At 74.4% G+C, this 21803-nt stretch carries 22 protein-coding genes; 9 read left to right on the top strand and 13 right to left on the bottom strand.

The window, feature by feature from the left end:
- Positions 1-26: 26 nt before the first annotated feature.
- The 6 genes from glpK to ACRYR2_RS01525 form a co-directional block, all read right to left on the bottom strand.
- Positions 27-1550, bottom strand: coding sequence for a glycerol kinase GlpK (gene glpK / locus ACRYR2_RS01500; protein ID WP_432561038.1), 1524 nt, complete (start codon positions 1548-1550; stop codon positions 27-29).
- 148 nt (positions 1551-1698) lie between these two features.
- Complete coding sequence (locus ACRYR2_RS01505; protein ID WP_432561039.1) at positions 1699-2451, bottom strand: IclR family transcriptional regulator; 753 nt, start codon at positions 2449-2451, stop codon at positions 1699-1701.
- A 122-nt stretch (positions 2452-2573) separates the two neighbouring features.
- Positions 2574-3101 carry a beta-class carbonic anhydrase gene (locus ACRYR2_RS01510; RefSeq protein WP_432561040.1) on the bottom strand — a complete coding sequence of 176 codons (528 nt, stop codon included), beginning with the start codon at positions 3099-3101 and terminating at the stop codon, positions 2574-2576.
- 9 nt (positions 3102-3110) lie between these two features.
- Positions 3111-5000: a DUF2264 domain-containing protein gene (locus ACRYR2_RS01515; protein ID WP_432561140.1), complete on the bottom strand. Its 1890-nt coding sequence runs from the start codon at positions 4998-5000 to the stop codon at positions 3111-3113.
- A 21-nt stretch (positions 5001-5021) separates the two neighbouring features.
- The gene (locus ACRYR2_RS01520; protein ID WP_432561041.1) at positions 5022-6014 is read right to left on the bottom strand and encodes a hydroxyacid dehydrogenase; all 993 of its coding nucleotides are present in this window, start codon (positions 6012-6014) and stop codon (positions 5022-5024) included.
- 32 nt (positions 6015-6046) lie between these two features.
- Entirely contained in the window at positions 6047-7144 is a 1098-nt protein-coding gene (locus tag ACRYR2_RS01525; RefSeq protein WP_432561042.1) for a LacI family DNA-binding transcriptional regulator, read from the bottom strand.
- A gap of 68 nt (positions 7145-7212) precedes the next feature.
- Between ACRYR2_RS01525 and ACRYR2_RS01530 the strand changes: the two genes are divergently transcribed.
- Entirely contained in the window at positions 7213-7800 is a 588-nt protein-coding gene (locus tag ACRYR2_RS01530; RefSeq protein WP_432561043.1) for a histidine phosphatase family protein, read from the top strand.
- A gap of 44 nt (positions 7801-7844) precedes the next feature.
- Positions 7845-9245 (top strand): putative bifunctional diguanylate cyclase/phosphodiesterase, encoded by a 1401-nt coding sequence (locus ACRYR2_RS01535; RefSeq protein ID WP_432561044.1) that lies wholly within the window; start codon positions 7845-7847, stop codon positions 9243-9245.
- Between the two features lie 57 nt (positions 9246-9302).
- On the opposite strand, the gene ACRYR2_RS01540 is transcribed toward ACRYR2_RS01535, so the two are convergent.
- From ACRYR2_RS01540 to ACRYR2_RS01550, 3 genes are read right to left on the bottom strand one after another with little or no spacing between them, the layout of a single operon-like run.
- Entirely contained in the window at positions 9303-9716 is a 414-nt protein-coding gene (locus ACRYR2_RS01540; protein ID WP_432561045.1) for a RidA family protein, read from the bottom strand.
- Positions 9713-10474, bottom strand: coding sequence for an IclR family transcriptional regulator (locus ACRYR2_RS01545; RefSeq protein ID WP_432561046.1), 762 nt, complete (start codon positions 10472-10474; stop codon positions 9713-9715). The genes ACRYR2_RS01540 and ACRYR2_RS01545 overlap by 4 nt, the downstream gene beginning before the upstream one ends.
- Positions 10471-11412 carry a sugar kinase gene (locus ACRYR2_RS01550; RefSeq protein ID WP_432561047.1) on the bottom strand — a complete coding sequence of 314 codons (942 nt, stop codon included), beginning with the start codon at positions 11410-11412 and terminating at the stop codon, positions 10471-10473. The genes ACRYR2_RS01545 and ACRYR2_RS01550 overlap by 4 nt, the downstream gene beginning before the upstream one ends.
- 45 nt (positions 11413-11457) lie before the next feature.
- Between ACRYR2_RS01550 and ACRYR2_RS01555 the strand changes: the two genes are divergently transcribed.
- On the top strand, positions 11458-12759 hold the full coding sequence (locus tag ACRYR2_RS01555; protein WP_432561048.1) for a type III PLP-dependent enzyme domain-containing protein: 1302 nt from the start codon (positions 11458-11460) through the stop codon (positions 12757-12759).
- A 7-nt stretch (positions 12760-12766) separates the two neighbouring features.
- Positions 12767-14359 (top strand): N-acyl-D-amino-acid deacylase family protein, encoded by a 1593-nt coding sequence (locus ACRYR2_RS01560; protein WP_432561049.1) that lies wholly within the window; start codon positions 12767-12769, stop codon positions 14357-14359.
- A 197-nt stretch (positions 14360-14556) separates the two neighbouring features.
- Here ACRYR2_RS01560 and ACRYR2_RS01565 read toward each other — a convergent pair whose 3' ends face one another.
- Both ACRYR2_RS01565 and ACRYR2_RS01570 read right to left on the bottom strand, forming a co-directional pair.
- Positions 14557-15264 carry a Mut7-C RNAse domain-containing protein gene (locus ACRYR2_RS01565; protein WP_432561141.1) on the bottom strand — a complete coding sequence of 236 codons (708 nt, stop codon included), beginning with the start codon at positions 15262-15264 and terminating at the stop codon, positions 14557-14559.
- Positions 15261-16925, bottom strand: coding sequence for an acyltransferase (locus ACRYR2_RS01570; RefSeq protein WP_432561050.1), 1665 nt, complete (start codon positions 16923-16925; stop codon positions 15261-15263). The genes ACRYR2_RS01565 and ACRYR2_RS01570 overlap by 4 nt, the downstream gene beginning before the upstream one ends.
- A 97-nt stretch (positions 16926-17022) precedes the next feature.
- On the opposite strand from ACRYR2_RS01570, the gene ACRYR2_RS01575 reads away from it, so the two are divergent.
- The 3 genes from ACRYR2_RS01575 to ACRYR2_RS01585 all read left to right on the top strand — a co-directional run bounded on the left by ACRYR2_RS01575 (position 17023) and on the right by ACRYR2_RS01585 (position 18429).
- The gene (locus tag ACRYR2_RS01575) at positions 17023-17304 is read left to right on the top strand and encodes an ArsR/SmtB family transcription factor (RefSeq protein ID WP_432561051.1); all 282 of its coding nucleotides are present in this window, start codon (positions 17023-17025) and stop codon (positions 17302-17304) included.
- Positions 17301-17690 carry a VOC family protein gene (locus ACRYR2_RS01580; protein WP_432561052.1) on the top strand — a complete coding sequence of 130 codons (390 nt, stop codon included), beginning with the start codon at positions 17301-17303 and terminating at the stop codon, positions 17688-17690. Before ACRYR2_RS01575 ends, ACRYR2_RS01580 begins: the two co-directional genes overlap by 4 nt.
- Before the next feature lie 88 nt (positions 17691-17778).
- Complete coding sequence (locus ACRYR2_RS01585) at positions 17779-18429, top strand: helix-turn-helix transcriptional regulator (RefSeq protein WP_432561053.1); 651 nt, start codon at positions 17779-17781, stop codon at positions 18427-18429.
- Here the strand turns inward: ACRYR2_RS01585 and ACRYR2_RS01590 are convergent.
- Both ACRYR2_RS01590 and ACRYR2_RS01595 read right to left on the bottom strand, forming a co-directional pair.
- Positions 18407-18991, bottom strand: coding sequence for a hypothetical protein (locus ACRYR2_RS01590; RefSeq protein WP_432561054.1), 585 nt, complete (start codon positions 18989-18991; stop codon positions 18407-18409). The two genes, ACRYR2_RS01585 and ACRYR2_RS01590, sit on opposite strands and share 23 nt — an antisense overlap.
- A 34-nt stretch (positions 18992-19025) precedes the next feature.
- Positions 19026-20003 (bottom strand): asparaginase, encoded by a 978-nt coding sequence (locus ACRYR2_RS01595; protein WP_432561055.1) that lies wholly within the window; start codon positions 20001-20003, stop codon positions 19026-19028.
- A gap of 70 nt (positions 20004-20073) precedes the next feature.
- Here ACRYR2_RS01595 and ACRYR2_RS01600 point away from each other — a divergent pair, with 70 nt between their 5' ends.
- Together ACRYR2_RS01600 and ACRYR2_RS01605 are read left to right on the top strand one after the other, a co-directional pair.
- Positions 20074-20832: a MerR family transcriptional regulator gene (locus tag ACRYR2_RS01600; RefSeq protein ID WP_432561056.1), complete on the top strand. Its 759-nt coding sequence runs from the start codon at positions 20074-20076 to the stop codon at positions 20830-20832.
- A gap of 59 nt (positions 20833-20891) precedes the next feature.
- Positions 20892-21803: a DNA/RNA non-specific endonuclease gene (locus ACRYR2_RS01605; RefSeq protein ID WP_432561057.1), complete on the top strand. Its 912-nt coding sequence runs from the start codon at positions 20892-20894 to the stop codon at positions 21801-21803.

The following is a 21803-nucleotide window of genomic DNA, read 5'->3' on the forward strand; positions in this document are numbered from 1 at the left end:
CGAGCGGGTCGGCGGGGACCGGGCGGTCAGTGCCGGATCCACCCGAACGTCCGCTGCACGGCCTGCTGCCAGTCCTCCCACCCTCGTTCGCGCAGCGCGGGTTCCATCGCGGGAACCCACTGCCCGGCGCGGTGCCAGCGGCGGCGCAGCGCCTCGGTGTCGGGCCAGAAACCCACCGCGAGCCCGGCGGCGTAGGCCGCGCCGAGGGAGACGGTCTCGCTGACCATGGGGCGGACCACGGGCGCGTCCAGGACGTCCGCGACGGTCTGCATGAGCAGGTTGTTCGACGTCATCCCGCCGTCGACGCGCAGCGACGTCAGCTGCAGACCCGAGTCGGCGTCCATCGCCTCGACCACCTCGCGGGTCTGCCACGCCGTCGACTCCAGCGCGGCGCGGGCGATGTGGCCCTTGGTGACGAACGAGGTCAGGCCGATGAGCAGGCCCCGCGCCTCGGCCCGCCAGTGCGGGGCGAACAACCCCGAGAACGCGGGGACGAAGTAGCACCCGCCGTTGTCGGGCACCGACGCCGCCAGCGTCTCGACCTCCGGGGCCGTCGAGATCAGGCCCAGGTTGTCCCGCAGCCACTGCACCAGCGCGCCGGTGACGGCGATGGAACCCTCCAGCGCGTACGCCGGAGGTTCGGCACCGATCTGGTGGGCCACGGTGGTCAGCAGGCCGTTGGAGGACCGGGTGATCTCGTTGCCGGTGTTCATCAGCAGGAAACTGCCCGTGCCGTACGTGCACTTGGCCTCCCCGGGGGAGAAGCAGGTCTGGCCGAACAACGCCGCCTGCTGGTCGCCGAGGGTGGCGCCGATGAGGGCGCCGGGCACCACGGTGCGGGCCGCGCCGTAGACCTGCGAACTCGGCACGATCCGCGGCAGCGCGGCGCGGGGGACGCCGAACACCTCGAGCATCGCGGGGGAGTAGTCGAGGGTCCTCAGGTCCATGAGCATGGTGCGGCTGGCGTTGGTCACGTCGGTGACGTGCCGGCCGCCGTCGGGACCTCCCGTGAGGTTCCAGACCAGCCAGGAGTCGATCGTCCCGAACAGCACGTCGCCGGCCGCCGCCCGGCGCCGCAACCCCGCGTCCTGGCGCAGCATCCAGGCGATCCGCGGGCCGGCGAAGTACGTCGTGAGCGGCAGGCCGCAGACGTCGGCGAACCGGTCCGCGCCGCCGTCGGCGGAGAACTCCTCGACGACGTCGGCGGTCCTGGTGTCCTGCCAGACGATCGCCGGGCCGAGCGGATCGCCCGTGCGGCGGTCCCAGGCGACGACCGTCTCGCGCTGGTTGGCGATGCCGATCGCCACGACGTCGGCCGGGCCGGCCTCCACCTGCGCCATGGCCTGCGGAACGAGCCGGGCGACGTTGCGCCAGATCTCGGCGGCGTCGTGCTCGACCCAGCCGGGGCGGGGGTAGTGCTGGCGGTGCTCACGTTGCGCGACGGCGACCAGGCGGCCGGCGTGGTCGAACAGGATGCACCGTGTCGAGGTGGTGCCCTGGTCGATCGCGACGACGTAGCCGCGGTGCTCGGGTCGCTGGTCGTCGCTCACGGCGTCATCCTGCTCGCTCCGTCGCGGCGCGGGGGACGCCGCCTTCCCTCAGGCCCGCGCAGCGACGTCGTCGGCGCGTTCCCTCGGTCCAGGCGGCACCGCGCCGCTCGTCGCTCACGGCGTCATCCTGCCCGACCGGCGAGTCGGTTCAGCCGTCCCGCGCCCCCAGACCCCGCGAGATCGACCGCGCGGCCTGCCGCACCGCGGGAACCAGCCCGGCGCGGGGCCGGCCGCGTCCGTCGACGATCCGCTCGGCCTGGCCGTCGATCCCGATGGCCCCCACGACGAGCCCACCCAGGTCGCGCACGGGGGCGGCGATCCCGGCCACCCCGGGTTCGAGTTCCTCCACGTCCAGCGCCCAGCCCTGGTCACGGACGGCGGCCAGCGCCTGGCGCAGGGCGGTCGGGTCGGTGGTCGTGCGGGCCGTCATCGCCGTCAGCCGCCCGCGGGGACGGACCGGCGCCGAGGCCAGCAGAACCTTGCCGAGGGCGCAGGCGTGCGCCGGCAGCGACGTTCCCGTCCGCAGTTCCTGGGCGCTGTCGTCGGGCCGGAACACGTGGTGCACCACGAGCGCGCGACCGTCGACGAGCGTGGCGAGGCGGACCGACTCCCCGGTGCGGCTGGCCAGGGAGTCGGCCCAGTTCACCGCCCGCGCGCGCAGGTCGTTGGCGTCGATGCGCGGCCGGCCGAGGTCGGCCAGGTCCGGGGCGGCGCGGTAGTCGCCGGACTCCTCCTGGACGACGAAACCCACGTCGACCAGGGTGCGGACGATGCCGTGCGCCGTGGTCTTGGGCAGGCCGAGCGCGTTGCCGATGTCGACGACGCCCAGGCCCTGCCCGGCGCCGGCCAGCAACCGCAGCACGGCCGCCGCACGCTCGATCGACTGGATGGGTCCGGGCACGGGGACATCCTGGCCCCGGACGGCAGCACCGGCACGGCTCCCTCGCCCCGGACCTCACCGGAGTGCACGACCACGGTGAACGTGCACCGCCGTGGTCGTGCACCCCGGTGAGGGTGGGCCCGTCAGTCGCCGGGGAGTTCCTCGGCGGTCGCGTCGGCGCCCACGACCATCTCGATCGCGCCCGTCCGCACGTCGTAGATCCCGCCGGCGACGGGCATCGTCGGCGGCAGGAACGGCCAGGACCGGATGCGCTGGACGTCGTGCACGAGCGTCGAGCGCTGGTCGGCGATCGTGCGGAAGTCGATGCTGCGCGAGTCCACGCCCTGGGCCAGCACCTTGGCGTGCACGTCGCTGTCGGTGTTCTTCGTCATGCCGCAGTCGGTGTGCGCGAGCAGCAGCACGCGCTCGACCCCGAGCAGGTAGTGCGCGAGGACGAGGGTGCGCAGCGTGTCGTCGGTGACGCGGGCGCCGGCGTTGCGCAGGATCTTGGCGTCACCGGGTTTCAGGCCCAGCATGTCCAGCGGCTCGATGCGCGAGTCCATGCAGGTCAGGACGGCGAGGCCGACCCCGGCGACACCGGGGCGGCCGGTGTCGGCGAAGGTCTTCGCGTACTGCTGGTTGGCGGTCAGGACGTCGGCGAAGGGATCCACACCGACATCTCACCACTCCACGCGCGGGCGGTCGGCGTCGAGGGTCACCTCCGCGCGGGCCCCGTCGCTGAAGAGCACGCCGATCCGGGCGCCGTCGGCGACCACCTCGGGGGCGGCACCGGGGTCGTCGGCCGACAGGCAGGCCACCACGACGGCAGGACCGGTCCCCACGGTGCCGCGCAGCCGCGGGACCAGCGCCCACGCCCCGTACGCCGTGCCGGCCGGAGCGCGCACGACGTCGGCCCGGTCGAACCCGGTGACGGCGTGCAGCCGGGACTGCAGGCCCTCGGCGGTCACGGTCACGGCGTCCGGCCGGACGTCGTCGCGCAGCCCGTCGGGCCGGTCGGCGGCCAGCGCCCACCCGGTCACCGTCACCGGCGCCCCGGCCGGGACCGCGTCGAAGCGGAACACCCGCACCTCCCACGCCCCGCGGGCGAGCACGAGCGAGAGCACCCGCGACTGCGGCAGTTCGGTGCCGCTGAACTCGGGGTGGTGCCGGCTCGCCGCCCAGCCCGGTCCGGTGCCCAGCGGTTCGAACGCGTTCCGGATCCCGTCGAACCCGCGTTCGCCGACGACCACGCTGTTCTCGGCGACGTTGCGCGCCGACGTCGGCCCGGTCCGGGTCGAGTAGGCGAGCCGGTCGTACAGCGGGTCGGCCCCGGCGTGGCCGCCGGGCCGGTGGTGGTCGGAACCGTGGTTGTGCACGCGGACGAGGCCGTCGGGGGTGGACTGCACGAGCCAGCCCGCGGGCGCGATCGGGGTGGTGGCGGCCGGGCCGTGCGCGGGCACGGGTTCCTCGGTCGCCGTCCACAGCGGGTGGTCGGGTCCGGCCAGCAGCGCTGTGAACGCCTTGGACAGCCAGTACGGCGACGCCGGCCCGGAGTAGGGCTGCACGATCCCGGGGTGCGGGCCGTGCCAGCCGCGCGAGTAGACCCCGGCGGTCGTGGCGCCGCGGTCGAGGAAGTACTTCACGCTGCCCGACAGCAGCGAGCGGCTCACCCCCGGCGACCACGGCGTCGAACCCGTCACCGCGCCCATCGCCAGCGAACTCGCCGCGGCGAAGCGGTAGGTCAGCGAGCGGCCCTGGTGCAGCGGGGCGCCGTTGCCGTCGAAGGTCAGGGCGAAGGTGCCGAGGAACTCGTGCAGCCGGGCGCCGAACCGCTTGCCCAGTTCCGTGACGTCCGGCTGGTCGCTGCGCAGGTGGGCGTACAGGACGGGGTACAGGTGCATGGCCCAGCCGACGTAGTGGTCGAACATCGCGCCGTCGCCGTCGGAGTACCAGCCCTCACCGCGGTACCAGCCCTCGAGCAGGTCCAGCGCGCGGGAGATCGCCCGTTCGGTCTCGGCGTCGCCGCGGCCGACGCCGGTGAGGAACGAGGCGACCGACATGGGGAACAGGTACCAGTTGTTCGGGGCGGGTTCGTGCCGCAGGCTGTCGCGCAACCAGGCCTCGACGCGGTCCTGCTCGTCGGCCGACAGGGTGTCCCACAACCACTCCCGGGTGAAGTCCAGACCGAGGGCGATCGAGGCCGACTCGACCATGGGTTGCCCGGCGACCCGGACCGAGCGGATGAACGGCCAGGACTCGGCGTCGTCGGCGCCGGGGGTGCGGGTTCCGGCGATCAGTCCACGCCGGTAGTGCGAGAGGTGGCCGTGCGGGTCGTCGCCGCCCGCGCCGGCGACCCGGAACGCGGCCGTGAGGAACGTCCGCGCGAAACCCTCCAGCCCGTCGGAGACCCAGCCCGCGCGGGCCGGTTCGCCGGGCAGGTCGATGCGGCCGAACCCCGGCGTGGCCCACGGCCGGACGGCCAGCAGCAGGTCGTCGGCGGCGGCGACCCAGTGCTCGCGCGTCCAGCCGGTGACGGGGGACAGGGTGCGGTCCTCTTCGACCGCGGACAACAGGGACACGGGTGTTCTCCCTCAGGCTGTTCTGGACAGGGCGGGGTGGGCGACGGGGTGGGCGAACGGCAGGCCGGCGGCGAACCGCTCGACCTCCTGCGCGGCGGAGTCGGTGAGGCGGCGCAGTTCGTTGCCGAGCGAGCCGGCCACGTGCGGCGTCAGCAGGACGTTCGTCAGGTCCCACAACGGCGAGTCGATCGGCAGCGGTTCGGGGTCGGTGACGTCGAGCACGGCGTTCAGCCGGCCGCTGAGGAGTTCGGCGGTCAGCGCGGCCGGGTCCACGACGGCACCCCGCGCGGTGTTGATGAGCGTCGCCCCGTCCCGCAACCTCGCCAGCAGCGGGGCGTCGACGAGCCCACGGGTCTCCGGCAGCAGCGGGGTGTGCACGCTGAACACGTCGCTGCGCTCGGCCAGTTCGGCCAGGCCGACGGGTTCGGCGCCCAGGGCGCGCACCACGTCGCCGGGGACGAAGGGGTCGTGGACCAGGACGTGCAGGTCGAAGGGCCGCAGCAGTTCCAGCACCCGCCGGCCCACCAGCGAGGCCGACAGGACCCCGACGGTCGCCCCGTGGTTCCCGCCGGTGTCCGACACCCGGGTGGCGGCGCGCGACCGCTGCGCCCGGTAGGCGTCGGCGGCGGCCAGGACGTTCTTGCCGGCCAGCAGGACCATCGCGACGGTGTACTCCGCCACCGGCAGCGCGTTGGCCGCCGCGGCCGAGGACACGGCGATCCCGCGGTCCCACACGGCGCCGGTCACGTGGTGGCGCACCGATCCGGCGGCGTGCACGACGGCGCGCAACCGCGGTGCCGAGGCGACGACCTCCGGTGTCAGCACCGGACAGCCCCACCCGGTGACGAGCAGTTCGACGTCGGCGAGCACGGCCCGGGCCTGCGGGCTGGCGAACTCCGCCAGGGGCTCCCGCACGAGGTCCACGCTGCGCTGCAGCCGTTCGGCCAACCGCTCGTCGACCACGCGCTCGAAGCTGGTGGTGTTCATGGCGAACGCGGCCCGCATCGCGTCACCGTCACGGTTGCGCCGTCCCGCCGTCAAGACCGTTCGATCACCTGCGATCGATCGGTCGTGCCCGGGGAGCGGACACTGTGCCGTTCCACCAGGTGCGGGGCGATCTCCAGGTGCCGGTAGGGCGCCTGCGGGGCCGAGGCCCGCCACGCCAGCAGCTCCACGGCCGCCTGCCCGACCTCCCGCTTGGGCGGGGCGACGGCCGTCAGCCGGACGTCGCCGAGCCCGGCGACGACGTCGTCGTAGGCCACGACGCTGATGTCGTCGGGCACCCGCAGCCCCGCCCCGACCAGCCGGGGGACCAGCCCCAGGGCGTCGGTGTCGGAGTGGACCAGCATCCCGGTGGCACCCAGCCGGCGCACGACCTCCACCGGGTCCGGGGCCTCCAGCCGCCGGGCGGCGTCGGCGTGGTCGGAGCTGAGCGCCGGCTCGGCGAGCACCGGCAGGCCCAGCGAGCGCATCGCGTCGGCGAAGCAGCCGCGCACCGTCCGCGCGGTGGGGGAGTCGTCGCGGCAGAAGGCCACGATGCGCCGGTGCCCGTGCGCCCGCAGGTGCGACAAGGCCTGGTGCACCCCGGTGGCGTGGTCGCTGCGCACGGCATCGCGCTGGGACAGGAGCGATCCACGCGGCGCGAACCGTTCGACGAGGACCATCGGCACCTCCGGCGGGCACGCACCCGCGGCCGGGTCGCTGGCCAGCTCGTCGGCCGACCGCCACCGCGGGGCGTAGAGGATCCCGGACACGTCGCGGGCGTGCGCCGCGCGCTGCACCGCCGCCCGGGTCGCGGCGGCGTCCCGGGCGACCTCCAGGACGTAGCGCCCGCCGTGGGCGGCGACGGCGGCGTCGGCCCCGCGCAGGATCTCGCCGAGGTATCCGCTGGGCGACTCCGAGATCGCCACCACCGTGCCCAGGGCGGCGACGTCGGGCGGTGCGGCGCTGACGACCCCGTGCCGGCGGTGCAACCGGCCCTGCCCGGCCAGCGCCTCGACGTCGCGGCGCACCGTGACCGGGGCGGCGCCCAGCTCGGCGGCCAGGTCCGACACCCGCGCGGTGCCCCGCGCGGCCACCAGCGCGGCGATGCGTTCGCGGCGCGCGACCGGTCCGTCCTCCGTCCCGTTGCTCACGACGACCTCCTGGGTGGTCCGGCTGAACTGATCGATCGATCGAACAGCAGGAACGGTAGCCTCGGGCCGTGTCGATCCTCGTCGTCCGCCACGGCCAGACCGAGTGGAGTCTGTCCGGGCAGCACACCAGCACCACCGACGTCCCACTCACTCCGGTCGGTGAGCAGCAGGCGCGCGACCTCGCTCCCGTCTTCACCGGCCGCACCCTGGCCGCGGTCCTGGTCAGTCCCCGCGAACGGGCCCGCCGCACCGCCGAACTGGCCGGCCTGACCCCCACCGACACCGACGAGAACCTCGTCGAGTGGGACTACGGCCCCTACGAGGGCCGCTCCACCCCGGAGATCTCCGCCGAGATCGGCCGGCCGTGGTCGGTCTGGCACGACGGGGTGGTGCAGGGCGACGGGCCCGGGGAGACCGTGCAGCAGGTCGCGACACGGGCCCGGGAGGTCCTGCGCCGGGCCGAGGCGCTCGAGGGCGACGGTGACGTCGTCCTCGTCGCGCACGGGCACTTCCTGCGGGTCCTGCTCGCGACCTGGCTGGGCCTGTCGCCCACCGCGGGGGCGTTGTTCGCCCTGGAGGCCGGCACGTGGGGCGAGCTCGGGCACGAACACGGCCGCCGCGTCCTCGTGCGGTGGAGCGTTCCGCCCGTCGAGTGACCCGCGACGGCTCAGTTCGTCACGCAGCGTGCCGATGAAACGGTGTGAGCGCCCTCGTCATCGCGTGGACCACCGCCGTGGTCGTGACGCTGGCCGCTGCCGTCGCCCTCACCGTCCTGGTCCGCCAGCGCGACCGCGTCCGCGCCGAACTCGCCCGCACCGATCCGCTGACGGGCCTGGGCAACCGGCGGGCGCTGCTGGAACTCGGTGAGCCGCTGCTCGCCCGCGGCCGGCCGCTGGGCCTGCTGCTGCTCGACCTCGACGGGTTCAAGGACGTCAACGACACCCTCGGTCACGCGGCCGGGGACGAGGTGCTCGTCCAGGTGTCGCGGGTCCTGTCCGGAACGCTGGGGGACCGGGCCACGGTCACCCGGCTGGGGGGCGACGAGTTCGCCGTCCTCGTGCCCGACCCGGCGGGCGAGGCGGAACTCGAACTCCTCGCCAAGCGCCTCCTGGCCTCGCTCGCGGTCGGTGGTTTCCACGCCGGTGTGGTGCCCATCGACCTGCAGGGCAGCATCGGCATCGCCCTGTCCGGGGTCGACGGGAACTCCCTCGGGGGGCTGCTGCAGCGCGCCGACGTCGCGATGTACGCCGCCAAACGTTCCCGTGTCGGCGTCCTGCGCTACGACGCGGCCAGCGACCCGCACTCGGCCGGTGGCCTGGAACTGCTGGGCCAGCTGCGGTCGGCCATGGAGGAGGACCAGCTCGCCCTGCACTACCAGCCCAAGGTCTCCGGCGACGGTTCGCGGCTGCTGGGTTTCGAGGCGCTGGTGCGCTGGAACCACCCGGTCCGCGGACTGCTGCTGCCCGCCGACTTCCTGCCCTTCGTCGAGCGCACCCACCTCATCCACGCCCTCACCCGCTGGGTGCTCATCACCGCGCTGCGCCAGGCCGCGACCTGGCGGGCCCAGGGGCTGTCCACGTCGATGGCCGTCAACGTCTCGGCCGTCAGCCTGGACACCGGGCTGCTCGGGGTCGTCGAGGAGGCCCTCGCGCTGACCCGCTGGTCGCCCGGTGACCTGGTCCTGGAGATCACCGAGACCGCCATCGTCGACGACCCCGCCGGCGCGCGCGCCACCGTGGCGGCGCTGCGCGAACGCGGCGTGCGCGTCGCCGTCGACGACTTCGGCGCCGGCTCCACGAGCCTGGGGCACCTGCGCGGCCTCGCCGTGCACGAGCTGAAGATCGACCGGCAGTTCGTCTCCGAACTCGTCGCCCACCCCGAGGACGAGGTCATCGTCTCCTCGGTCATCGCGCTGGCCCACCGGCTCGGCCTGGTCGTCGTCGCCGAGGGCGTGGAGACCGTCGCGGCCGCCGACCGGTTGTGCGCGCTGGGCTGCGACGAGCTGCAGGGCTTCTTCTTCGCCCGCCCGTTGCCCGCCGACCAGGCGATGGCCTGGGCCCGGGCCGAGGGGTTGACCGGCTCGGCCGTCGAACTCGCCTGACCCCGCCCGGCTGTGCACGACCACCGTGACCGTGCACAGCCGTGACCGTGCACCGGTTCAGTCCAGGACCGCGAGGGCGTCGATCTCCACGAGCATCTCCTCGCGCGGCAGGCCCGTCATGACGGTCGTGCGGGCGGGCAGGACACCCGCGGGGCAGTTCCGGCTGACGAACTCCCCGTAGGCCTCGTTCATGGCGGCGAAGTCGTCGCGGGTGGTCAGGTACACCCGGAGCATGACCACGTCGTCGAACGTGGCGCCACCGGCGCGCAGGATCGCCTCGACGTTGCGCAGCGTCCGCAGCGTCTGGGCCTTCACGTCACCGGGGTGCAGGTACTCGTTCGTCACCGGGTCGACCGGGCCCTGACCCGACACCTGCAGGACCGGGCCCTTGCGCACCCCTTGGGAGAAGGTGTGCGCGGGCGCCGGGGCGTCGGTCGTGGTCACGGCGGTCCGGGGGTGGCCGCTGCTCATGGGGTTCCTCCAGGGGGTGCGTACCCGCAGTCGCGGGAGATGCCCGCGGTCGCGGACAACAACGTGGGCACGAGGTCGAGGACGGCCTCGTGGGGGAGCAGGACGTCGGGCACGGAGATCGACACCGCGGCCAGCACCCGTCCGTCGGGTCCGCGCACGGGCGCGGCGACGCAGTTGACGAAGGTCTCGTTCTCGGTGTGGTCCTGCGCCCAGCCGCGCTCGCGCACCCGTTCGACCTCCTCCAGCAGGGCGTCGGCGGTGCTGAGGGTCCGGGGGGTCACGGCCCGCAGGTCGAGGGAGCCGACGAGTTCGGCGCGGTCGGCCGGCGGGAGGTCGGCCAGGAACACCTTGCCCACCGCGGTGCAGTGCAGGGCCGCGGTGTTCCCGATCCGGGAGGCCATCCGGACGGGCGCGTCGCGGGGTTCGAGCTTGTCGACGTACGTCGCGCGGCGCCCGTCGAAGACCGCGAGGTGGACGGTCTGCCGGACGGCGTCGCGCAGTTCCCGCAGTCGTGGCGCGGCCACGGCGCGCACGTCGAAGTTCTCCAGCGCCGTCGCGGCGAGCCGGAACAGGTGCGGGCCCAGGACGTAGCGGTGGCCGGTGTCGTGGTGGACCAGGCCGACCTCCTCCAGGTCGCGCAGCTGGCGCAGCACGGTGCTCTTGTGGGTGCCTGTGGCCGCCGCGAGGTCGCCGAGGGTGCAGGTGCCGGCGGCGACGAGGTCGAGCAGGTTCAGGGCCCGCAGCAGCGACCGGCTCACAGGACCGGGACGTTCTCGGGCCGGTCGCCGCGCACGACCAGAGCCGCTGCGGCGCAACGGTGGCCGAACCGGACGGCGTCGTCGACGTCGGTTCCGCGGGAGCGGGCGGCGAGGTACCCGGCGGCGAACGCGTCGCCCGCTCCGACGGGTTCGACGACGTCGACGGACAGGGCCGGGACGTGCCGGTCGGGCCGTCCGGGTTCGAGCACCAGGACCCCGTGCTCCTCCTGCTTGAGCAGGATGCGCCGGGCGTTCGGGAACTGCGCACGCAGCCGCGCGGGATCGTCGGTGCCGTACACGGCCCGGGCCTCGTCGGCGCCGAGCAGCAGTTCGTCGGCGGCCTCGGCGAGGTCGCGCAAGGGGGTGTCGTCCCGGTCGCGCCACAGGACGGGGCGGTGGTTGAGGTCCACCGACAACGTCGTCCCCGCCGCCCGGACCCGGTGCGCCAGTTCGGCGCAGAACCGCGCGGCCGAGGAGGACAGGCCGGGGGTGATGCCGCTGACGTGGACGGTCCCGGCGCCGGCCAGCACCTGCACCACGGCGGGGTCGTCGAGGAACTGCGGGCTCATCGCCGAGGCGGCCGATCCGCTGCGGTAGTAGTGCATGCGCGAGCGCCGGGTCCCGTCGGCGGCGGTGCCGGGCGCCTTGACGTACAGGCCGGTGGGTCGCTGGGGGTCGACGGCGACGGCACCGGCGTCGACCCCGTGCTGCGCGGCGAGTTCTGCGACGTGCTCGCCGAAACCGTCGTCGCCGAGGCGGGAGATCCAGGCGACGTCCACGCCGAGGCGGCCCAGGGTCAGGGCGACGTTGAGTTCCGCACCGCCGACGGACCGCACGAAGGTGTCGGCGTCGGCCAGCCGGACGTCCTGCGCGGGAGTGAGGACGACCATGGCCTCACCGACGCAGACGATCCGGTGGGAGACCTTTGACCCGGGCACGCGCCGATGCTAGAACCACCGCAGGAGACACGCAACGGCCGTTGCGTGTTGTGCAACGAGCCGGAGGACGTCGTGCCGTACGACGCGCAGGACCTCGGACCGCTGGACCGCCGGTTCAAGGCCGTCCCGGTGGCGGCGTGGGGCCGGGACGCCGCCGAGCACGCCGCCGAACGGCCCGGCCTGAGCGACCTGCCGACCCCGTTGGTGACGCTCGACGCCGGGGCCCTGTCGTCGAACATCGCGACGATGCGGGAGTGGACGCAGCGCGCGGGCGTCGACCTGGCCCCGCACGGCAAGACGACGATGGCCCCCTCGATCTGGCGCGCGCAGCGGCAGGCGGGCGCGCTGGGGCTGACGGTCGCGACGCCGTGGCAGCTCACCGTCGCCCTGGCGGAGGGTTTCGAGTGGGTCGTGGCCGCCTACCCGGTGCTGGATCCCGGGGTGCTGCGCCTCCTGTCCCGTCCGCGGTCGGCCCGCGTCCTGGTGTGGGCCGACGGCGTCGAGGTGGTCGAGGCGATGGCGCCGCACGTGCGCGACGCGGTCGTGCCGGTGGACGTGCTCGTCGAACTCGGGGGGCTGGGCGGCCGGACCGGGGCGCGGTCGATCGGCGCGGCCGTCGAGGTCGCGCGCGCCGTGCGGGGAACCCCGGGGTTGCGGCTGGCCGGCGTCACCGGGTACGAGGGCGCCTTCGCGCACGACGACTCCCCGGCGAGCCTGGCCGTGGTGCGGACCTACCTGTCGGACCTGCGGGCGCTGCACCACCGGCTGCTGGCCGAGGGCCTCTACCCGGCCGTGCCCGAGGGGATCGTCGTGTCCGCCGGTGGCAGCGCGTTCTTCGACGTCGTCGCGGACGTGCTGGCGCCGCTGCACGACCCCGCCGGCGCGATCCCGACGCGGGTGGTCGTCCGGTCGGGCGCCTACGTCGCGCACGACGACGGTTTCTACTCCGGCATCACCCCGCTGAACCGGGTGGGTGGTGACCGGTTCCGGTCGGCGGTCCACGGCTGGGTGCGCGTCGTCTCCCGGCCCGAACCGGGGCTGGCCCTGTGCGACGCGGGCAAGCGCGACCTGCCGTTCGACGAGGGACTGCCGGTGGTGCAGGCCGTGCGGCGCGGGGGAACGGGCGCGACGGAACCCCTGGACGGGGCGGAGGTGAGCGCGCTGAACGACCAGCACACGTTCGTCCGGTTCCCCGGCACGGTCGAGCTGCGGGTCGGTGACGTGCTGCGGCTGGGGTTGTCGCACCCCTGCACGACGTTCGACAAGTGGGGCCTGCTGCCCGTCGTCGACGACGCGCTGGCCCCGCAGCCGGTCCTCGTGGACTGGGTGCGCACGGTGTTCGGGTGAGGTCCGGGTGAACCTCCTGGTCCGCGGCGCGCTGGTCGTCGACGGCACCGGAGCTCCCGCGCGGCAGGGCGATGCGCTCGTCGTCGACGGTCGCATCGCCGCGCTCGGCGACGTCGGGACGACCGCGGGAGCCCGCACCCTGGACGCCGGCGGGCTCGTCCTGGCGCCGGGTTTCATCGACATGCACGCCCACTCCGACCTCGCGGTGCTCACCGATCCCGCGCACCTGGCCAAGACGACCCAGGGCGTCACGACCGAGGTCGTCGGGCAGGACGGCCTGAGCTACGCGCCCGTCGACGACGTCGCGCTGGAGGTGCTGCGGGAACAGCTCGCCGGCTGGAACGGCGTTCCGGACCTGGACTGGTCCTGGCGCAGCGTCGGGGAGTACCTCGACCGCGTCGACCGCGGCGCGGCCGTCAACGTCGCCTACCTGGTGCCGCAGGGAACCGTGCGGATGGTGGTCGTGGGCTCCGACGACCGTCCCGCGAGCGGTGCGGAACTGCAGCGGATGCGCGAGCTGGTCGCGGCGGGGATGCGCGACGGCGCGTTCGGGATGTCCAGCGGGCTCACGTACACGCCGGGGATGTTCGCCGGCACCGACGAACTCGTCGCGTTGTGCGAGGTGGTGGCGCAGTTCGGCGGTTTCTACGCCCCGCACCAGCGCTCCTACGGTCGCGGTGCGCTCCAGGCGTACGCCGAGGTGGTCGAGGTCGCGCGCCGCTCGGGCGCCGCGCTGCACCTCACGCACGCCACGATGAACTTCGGCGTCAACGCCGGCCGGGCCGGGGAGTTCCTCGCCCTCGTCGACGCGGCGCTGGCCGACGGGATCGACGTCACGCTGGACACCTACCCCTACCTGCCGGGGTCCACGACGCTGGCCGCCGTGCTGCCGAGCTGGGCCTCGGCGGGTGGTCCGGCGCAGACCCTGCGCCGGCTGGAGGATCCCGAGGCGTTGCGGCGCATCCGGTACGCCCTGGAGGTCGAGGGTTCCGACGGGTGCCACGGCGTGGTCGCCGAGTGGGAGACGTTGCAGGTCTCCGGTGTGCGGAACCCGGCGCTGGCCGACCTCGTCGGCTCGACCATCGCCGAGCTGGCCGGTGCGGGCGACCCCTTCGCGGTGTTCGTCGACGTGCTGCGCCGCGACCGGCTCGGGACGACGATCCTGCAGCACGTCGGCCACGAGGAGAACGTGCGCGCCATCATGACCCACCCGGTCCACACGGGCGGCAGCGACGGGCTGCTCGTCGGGGCCAGACCCCACCCGCGCGCCTGGGGGACGTTCCCGCACTACCTGGGCCACTACGTCCGCGAGGAGGGTGTGCTGGGGCTGGCGGAGTGCGTCGCCCACCTGACGTCGCGGCCGGCCCGCCGGCTGGGGCTGACCGACCGCGGCGTGCTCCGGCCCGGGGCGGTCGCCGACCTCGTGCTGTTCGACCCCGCGACGGTCGCGGCGGGGGCGAGCTTCGCCGAGCCGAGGCGGCAGGCCGTGGGGGTTCCGCACGTGGTCGTGGGCGGGGTGCCGGTGGTGGCCGACGGGGTCCGGACGGACGCGGTGCCGGGGCGGGCGTTGCGGTCGGCAGCGGGGAGCCGTCACGGGTAGCCCGTCGGTGGCGCGCGTCCCGCGTCGCGGCGTCCGTCGTCGGACTCGCCGAAGGCAGTCATGCTTGATCACAGGAGTGCTTGATCACGATCGGGGTGCTGCGCTGCAGTGCACCCTCGGTGATCAAGCACTCCTGTGATCAAGCACAACTGCGGAGAGTCGTCGCGCCGTCGGGTGGCCAGCTTCCCCCCGCGACCTCAGCCACTGCGGGGAGGGGAGGCTCCGGCCCAGCGGGCCAGGAACTCCTCGATGCGCCGCGAGTGCGCGCCGCGCCAGTAGACCCGCGAGCAGGCCGTGCACCGGGAGAACTCCGCGTACGAACGGCGAGTCCCCTCCGGCACCTCGCCGGCGACCTCCCCCGGGGCCGCCGGCCGCAGCACGCCGCCGCACGCCGTGCAGCGGGTCAGCGGCGCGAGTTCGGGCCGGAACCGGTCGAGGACGTCCTGGAGCTGCGCGTCGGCGCCGGCGGCCCGGACCAGTGCCCCGTGCCGCACCGACCGGCGCAGCAGCAACCCGCGGTCGGCGGTCAGCAGCACCCGGTCCTCGTCGCCCGAGCGGGCGGCGAGGGTGGCGTCGTCCGCGTCGGGGGACCAGGACACGTCCAGCCCCAGCAGACGCAGGCCGCGGGCCAGCGAGCCGAGGTGGACGTCGAGCAGGAACCCTCCCGCCGGCACCGGCTGCGGGCGCACGACCGGTGGGACGTGCACGGCCGAACCGTCCGGCGGACGGGTCGCGGGGCCGGCGGCCGAGCCGTCGAGCAGCAGCGTCCCCACCTCGGTCAGCGGGATCCCGGCCGCCTGCACGACGTGGCCGAGCGTGGCGTGCGCCTCGTGCGGCACCTCCAGCCGCCCCTCGCGCCGGGCGCGGCGCGGGAGCAGCCCGGCGAGCGCCGCGTCGGCGGTCAGGACGAGCGTGGCAGCTCCAGGGCGGCCTCGGGCCGGTGCACCCCGCGCGGCCGGTAGCCCAGGACGTCGGAGAACCCGGTCAGGTCGGCGAGCAGCCAGACGATCGCCAGCCACATCTCGGTGCCCTGCAGGCCCGGTTCGCGGCCCACGGCGAAGCTGAAACCCTGTCCGTCCCGCCACGTCCGCAGAGCGTCGGCGAGCAGCCCGCGGGACAGCTCGACGACCTCCTCGCGGCGGTGCGCCGTCTGCCTGCCCGCCAGCCACAGGGGGTGGGCGACGTCGAGGACGTTGCAGGCGTTGCGGCGCTCGGGGGCGAAGAGCCGCCGGTCGCAGGCGTGGGCCAGGACGGTGTCGACGAGGCGTTCGGGGTGGGGGATCGGCACGCCGAACTGGGCGAACGTCCCACGGCTGGCGCGGTAGAACCCGTTGACGACCTGCAGCATCCCCTCCCCGGGCGGTGGGGTTCCCCAGGCGCCGGTGCGGGGGTCGGCGTGCACGGTCAGCCAGCCGAACAGCGCCTCGAGGGTTCCGGGGACGCCGTCGAGGCCGCGGGCCAGGTTCCACCGGAAGGCGGTGCCGGCCGCGTCCACCCAGCTGCCGGCGCTCCACGCGCGGGTCGTCCACGGCAACGCCTGGAGGTTGTCCAGCAGTTCGGGCGCCGTCATCCGCGCGAAGAACCCGACCGGGTGCCGGAACCGCTCACCGAACACGTCGAGCGCGTACCCGACGGACAGCAGGTGGTACAGGACGTTCCCGTCCTGCGGATCGACCCCGGGCACGGGCAGGCCGTCGGGTCCGAACACCGGCACGAGTCCCGTGTCGGGGTCCTGCAGGTCCAGCAGCCGGAACAGCTGCTCGTCGCGTGGCAACTGCGGGGGAGCGTCGTCGAGCAGGTACGCGGCGATCTCCAGCGCGTCGCACTGGGCGCGGACCGTCGGCCCGGCGCCAGGGGCGTCGGTGAACTGCCCCCCGGGCAGCGAAGGGTTCCAGGAGCGGGCCAGGACGTCGCCGGCCTGCGAGCGCGCCCGTGCCTCGAACGTCTGCAGGTCCCGGGCCAGGTCGTCGCCCGCCCCGGCCGGCGGAACCCGCCAGCGGATGCGGCGGGCGGGGTTCCCGCCGACGATCGCCCCGGCCGGTACGTCCTTGGTGACGACGGCGCCGGCGGCCAGCACGGCGTGGTCGCCGACGCTGACGCCGTCGAGGACGACGACGTGGGAGCCGATCCAGACGTCGTCGCCGACGACGATCCCGCGCGAGGACAGCGGCTGGCGGAACACCTCGGTCCCCGGTTCCATCCCGTGGTTGAAGCCGAGCAGCGAGGAGTGCGCGCCGATGCGGACGCCGTCGCCGCACCGCACCGAGCCGCGCACCACGGCGGACACGTTCACGGTGGAGTCGGCACCGAGCGAGACGGTGCCGCTGAGGTAGGCCTGGGCGGCGACGTAGCTGCGGTCGCCCAGGGTCAGGTCCTCGGTCTCCACGGCCGCGAAGGGGCTGACGTAGCAGTCCTGCCCCAGCGACCAGCCCGGGTGCGTCGCGACGTACGCGCGCTGCTCGGCGCGTTCACGGTCACCGGCCTCCCGGCGGAACCGCCAGGGTTCGACGTCGAACCCGTGGGCCCCCTGCGCGCCGTGCGTTCGAAGATCGTCGTCGATCGTCACCGCTCGTCCCTCCTGGATCGGAAAGCGCTTGCCGTCACGGTAGCACCACAGTGCGACCATTGACAGGCAAGTACGCACTTGCCTAACGTCGGGGCCGGTGGACGACGTGTTCAAGGCGCTGGCGGATCCGACCCGCCGCGCGATCCTCGACGAGCTGACCGAGCGCAGCGGTCAGACCCTCTTCGAGCTGCGGGTGCGGCTGATCGAGAAGCACGGTTCGGGGTCCTCCCGGCAGGCGGTCTCCCAGCACCTCGCGGTCCTGCAGGAGGTCGGCCTCGTCGTGGCCCGCCGGGAGGGCCGGTACACCTTCCTGGACCTGGACACCTCGCCGCTGCGCCGTTTCCTGCAGGACGTCGAGCAGAGGTGGAGACCGTTGTGAAGATCGCGTACACGAGCGTGTTCGTGCAGGACCAGGACAAGGCCCTGGCCTTCTACACGGAGGTCCTGGGCTTCGTGAAGAAGGTCGAGGTGCCGGTGGGGGAGCACCGCTGGCTCACGGTCGTCTCGCCGGAGGACCCCGACGGCGTGGAGCTGGTGCTGGAGCCGCGCGAGCACCCGGTGGCCATCGCCTACACCGAGGGACTCGTCGCGGACGGCATCCCGGCGACGGCGTTCGTCGTGGACGACTGCGCGCAGGAGGCCGCCCGGCTGGCCGCGCTCGGGGTGGTCTTCACCCAGCCGGCGAGGGCCGTGGGGCCGGTCACGACCGCGGTCTTCGACGACACGGTCGGCAACCTGCTCCAGATCCAGTCGATGAACGACTAGGCCGCGAGCGCTTCACTTCCGACAGGTAGCGATATATCGTCGAGGCATCGCGAGACATCGGGTCTCGGGAGGCACACGGAGGTGGAGCATGAGAGGCAACCGGTACACGGGTCCCTGGGGTGGTCACTGGGAGCACGCCAAGGGCCACCACCCGGGACCCGGCGGGCCCTTCGGGCAGTTCGCGCGCGAGTTCGGGCAGAACTTCGGCTTCGACGTCCCCGGCTGGCCCTTCGAGGGGCGTGGTCCCCGCGGTTTCGGCCGGGGCGGGGGCCGTCGCCAGCGCGGCGACGTCCGCGCCGCGGTGCTCGTCCTGCTGGCCGAGGGGCCCAGCAACGGCTACCGCATCATCGGCGAGGTCACCCGGCGCAGCGAGGGGGAGTGGAAGCCGAGTCCCGGCTCGGTCTACCCGACCCTGCAGCAGTTGCAGGACGAGGGGCTCGTCGCGGCCGACCCCGCCGACCCCAAGCAGTTCACGCTGACCGACGAGGGCCGGCGCTACGTCGAGCAGGAGTACGGCGACACCCCGCCGCCGTGGGAGAACCTCGGTGGCGGCGGCCCGGACCGCGAGCGCCTGCACGAGTTCCGCCGGCAGATCGCGGCGCTGGCCATGACGTACCGGCAGATCGAGGTGTCCGGGCGTCCGGGCGACGTGCGGCGGGCGAGCGACGTCCTGGAGAAGGCCCGCCGCGACCTCGTGGCGATCCTGGCCGAAGACCTCAGGGAAACGCCCGAAGGGTGACCCGCCAGGTCGCCACCACCGGGCTCTCGGCGTGCACGAGGTGCAGCTGCTGCCGGCCGTCGGCGCGCAACGCGTCCGGCAGCAGCTCGGCCCGCACCGCGAGGTTGGCCACCACGTCGTGGGTACCGTCCCGCTCGACGCCGCGGACCGGCGCGGTGCTGGCCCAGGCGCCCTGGCGGTGGTGCCGCACGTGCTCGGTGATCCACCCCGGGCCGACGCCCGTGGTGCAGGTCGTCGTCAGCACGACGGTCGAGCGCGGGGCCGCGATCGTGCGGGCCAGTCCGGTGCCGGTCAGCTGCCGCAGCTCGTCCGCGCTGCTCGCGCCGTGGTGGTGGTCGACGGTGAGGTCCACGTCGTCGAGCAGGTCCACCAGCGGGGTCCAGCTGGCCAGGACGGGAACCAGCGCGGTGGGGTCCGCCGACGTCGAGACGACCAGCGTGGTGGGGATCCCGGCCGCCGACGCCTCGTCCGCGGCCGCGACGAGGTGCTCCAGGCACGGCTCCACCGACGGCAGGTCCGCGGGCAGCACGGGCAGCACGGCGTAGGCCCGGGTCACCTGCACGACTGACCGCCCTCCACCGTCTGTGATGATCTGTCTACTGACAGTTTCGGTACTGGTCAAGCGGAAGAGCCTGCAGCGTGCCCACGCGGTGGCCGCCGCCCAGCACGGGCTGCGTCGCGAACGGTTGCAGCGCAACCTCGTCCACGCCCAGCAACGCCAGACCGGCACTGGCCAGCGGCAGCCGGGCCCGGTCGCCCCCGTCGGCGATCTTCAGCGCCAGCGCGCCCGCGCCGGTCAGCCCCGCGATCTGCACCGACTCGTAGCCGTCCTTGGCCGCCAGCCCCGGCACCGCGCGGACCAGGTCCGCGCTCGCCCGCCCGCGCCCGGCCACCAGGCCGGGGTGCTCGCGCAGCGCCGCGGCCACCTGACCCTCCGGGGACGCCGGATCGGCGCTCACCAGCCGCAGCGTCGCGCGGGCCAGGCCCAGGACGGAGACCGCGAACAGCGGCGCACCGCAGCCGTCGGTCGTGACGGCCGCGACCGGCTCGCCGGTGAACTCCTCGATCGTCGCCGCGACCGCGCGCTGCAGCGGGTGGTCGACCTCGAGGTAGCCGGCGGTCTCCCAGCCGTTGAGCCGGCACGTCGTGAGCATCGCGGCGTGCTTGCCCGAGCAGTTCTGCGCGACCTGCTCCGGGCCCCGCCCGCTGGCCAGCCACCGCGCGCGTTCGGGCTCGCCCAGCGGCAGGTCGGCGACGTTGCGCAGGTCCCGCAGGCCGGCGCCGGTCAGCTCCAGGATGCGGTGCACCCGGGACAGGTGCTCCGGGCCGCCGGAGTGGCTGGCCGTCGCCAGCGCGAGCAGGTCCGGCGGCAGCTGCAGCCCGTGCCGCAGCATCGCCACGGCCTGCAGCGGTTTCAGCGCCGAGCGCGGGTAGAACGGCGCGGCGACGTCGCCGACGAGGGCCAGCGGTCCGCCCGCGGCGTCCAGCACGGCCATCGACCCGTGGTGGACGCCCTCGACGAGCCCACCTCGTTCCAGGGTCACGACGGGAACGTGGGCGGGGAGGTTCAGCACGCCCGTCAGGGTACGAGGCGCGCACTCACCCCTTGCGCTTGACGTGGCGTCAACTCCTACGGTCCTTCCCGTGGCCGACGGTGTGCGGGAGTGGACGATCCACGAGGTGGCGAAGGCCACCGGGACGACCAGCCGGACGTTGCGGCACTACGCCGACGTCGGGCTGCTCACCCCGAGCCGCACGGGGGCCGGCGGATACCGGTACTACGACGAGGCGGGGTTGCGGCGGCTGCAGCGGATCCTGCTGCTGCGCGACCTCGGCCTGGGCCTGCAGGCGATCGGTGACGTCCTCGCCGCGCGGGTCGAGGAGGAGGCCGCGCTCGCGACGCACCTGGAACTGCTGCAGGCCGAGGCGGCCCGCATCGGCCGGCTCGTGGAGTCGGTGCGCACGACGCTGGAGAAGACCAGGAGAGGACAGGAGCTGGAGATGGGCGAGATGTTCGACGGTTTCGACGGCAGCGAGCACGAGGAGGAGGTCGTGCAGCGCTGGGGCCGCGAGGCCTACGAGGACGGGCAGCGCACGTGGCGCGAGCTGGGGGAGGACGGCCGCCGGGCGCACCTGGCCGAGCACGAGGCGATCGGGTCGGCCCTGGCCGCGGCGGCCGCCCGCGGGGACGCCGTCGAGGACGACGCGGTGCAGGAGCTGGTCCGGCGGCACCACGCCTGGGTGTCGAGGTTCTGGACCCCGGACGCCTCGGCCTACCGCGGCCTGGTCCAGACGTACGTCGACGACGAGCGGTTCCGGGCGACGTACGACGGCTTCGGACCCGGGACGGCGCAGTTCCTGCGCCGGGCCGCGGACGTGTTCGCGCAGCGTGCGCTGAGCTGACACCCGCCGGTCACCTGGTGCTGGGCCGCCGTGTCGGTGGCCGGGTGCACAGTCGGAGGATGAGCGAGACGGGACTGGGCACAGGCGCCGGAGTGCGTGCCGAACGGCTGGAGCTGGGTGGACGGGCGGGCTTCGACCCGCGTTTCCTGGCGCCGGGGCCGTGGGTTCCGCTGCCCGTGCCGCTCGACGGGGCCGAGGTGACCGTCCTGCCGTACACGCACTTCTCGATCGTGCAGCGCCTCGACCGCCGGCTGGCGGCCGCGACCGTGGTGGCGATCGACGGGGCCCGCCTGGTCGACGTCGAGCGCGGCGGTGACCGGTGGTTCCTCGACCCGAGGCTGGGACCGGACGAGCAGGCGGGCAACGAGCTGTACGCCCGCAACGACTTCGACCGGGGGCACCTCGTGCGGCGCCGGGACCCCGGCTGGGGGCCGGAGGCCCACGCGGCCAACGCGGACACGTTCTCCTACGCCAACGCCGCGCCGCAGGCGTCCCGGTTCAACCAGTCGATGGAGCTGTGGCTCGGACTGGAGGACCACGTCCTGGCCCACGCCCGGCAGTGGGACCAGCGTCTGGTGGTCGTGACCGGGCCGGTGTTCGCCGAGGACGACCCGGAGTACCGCGGGGTCCGCATCCCGCAACGCTTCTACAAGATCGCGGCCTACCTGCTGCCGCAGCCGGCCGACCTCGACCCCGACCAGGAGGTGTCGGTGCTGGCCAGCGCGGGGTTCGTCCTGGACCAGACACCGCTGGTCGAGGAGATCGTCGGCGGGACGCGCCCCCAGGGGGCGCCCGAGCTCGGCGGGTTCCGCACGTTCCAGGTGCCGGTCGCCGACATCGGCGACCTCACCGCCCTGGACCTCGGTCCGCTGGTGGCGGCGGACCGGCTGCCGGGGCTGGTCCCCGCGGCCGCCGGGGAGGACGCGCCGGCGTGGCGGTCGATCGGTGGGGCGGCGGACCTGCTGCTCTGA

Source organism: Kineococcus deserti, assembly GCF_050871945.1.
Lineage (GTDB): Bacteria > Actinomycetota > Actinomycetes > Actinomycetales > Kineococcaceae > Kineococcus.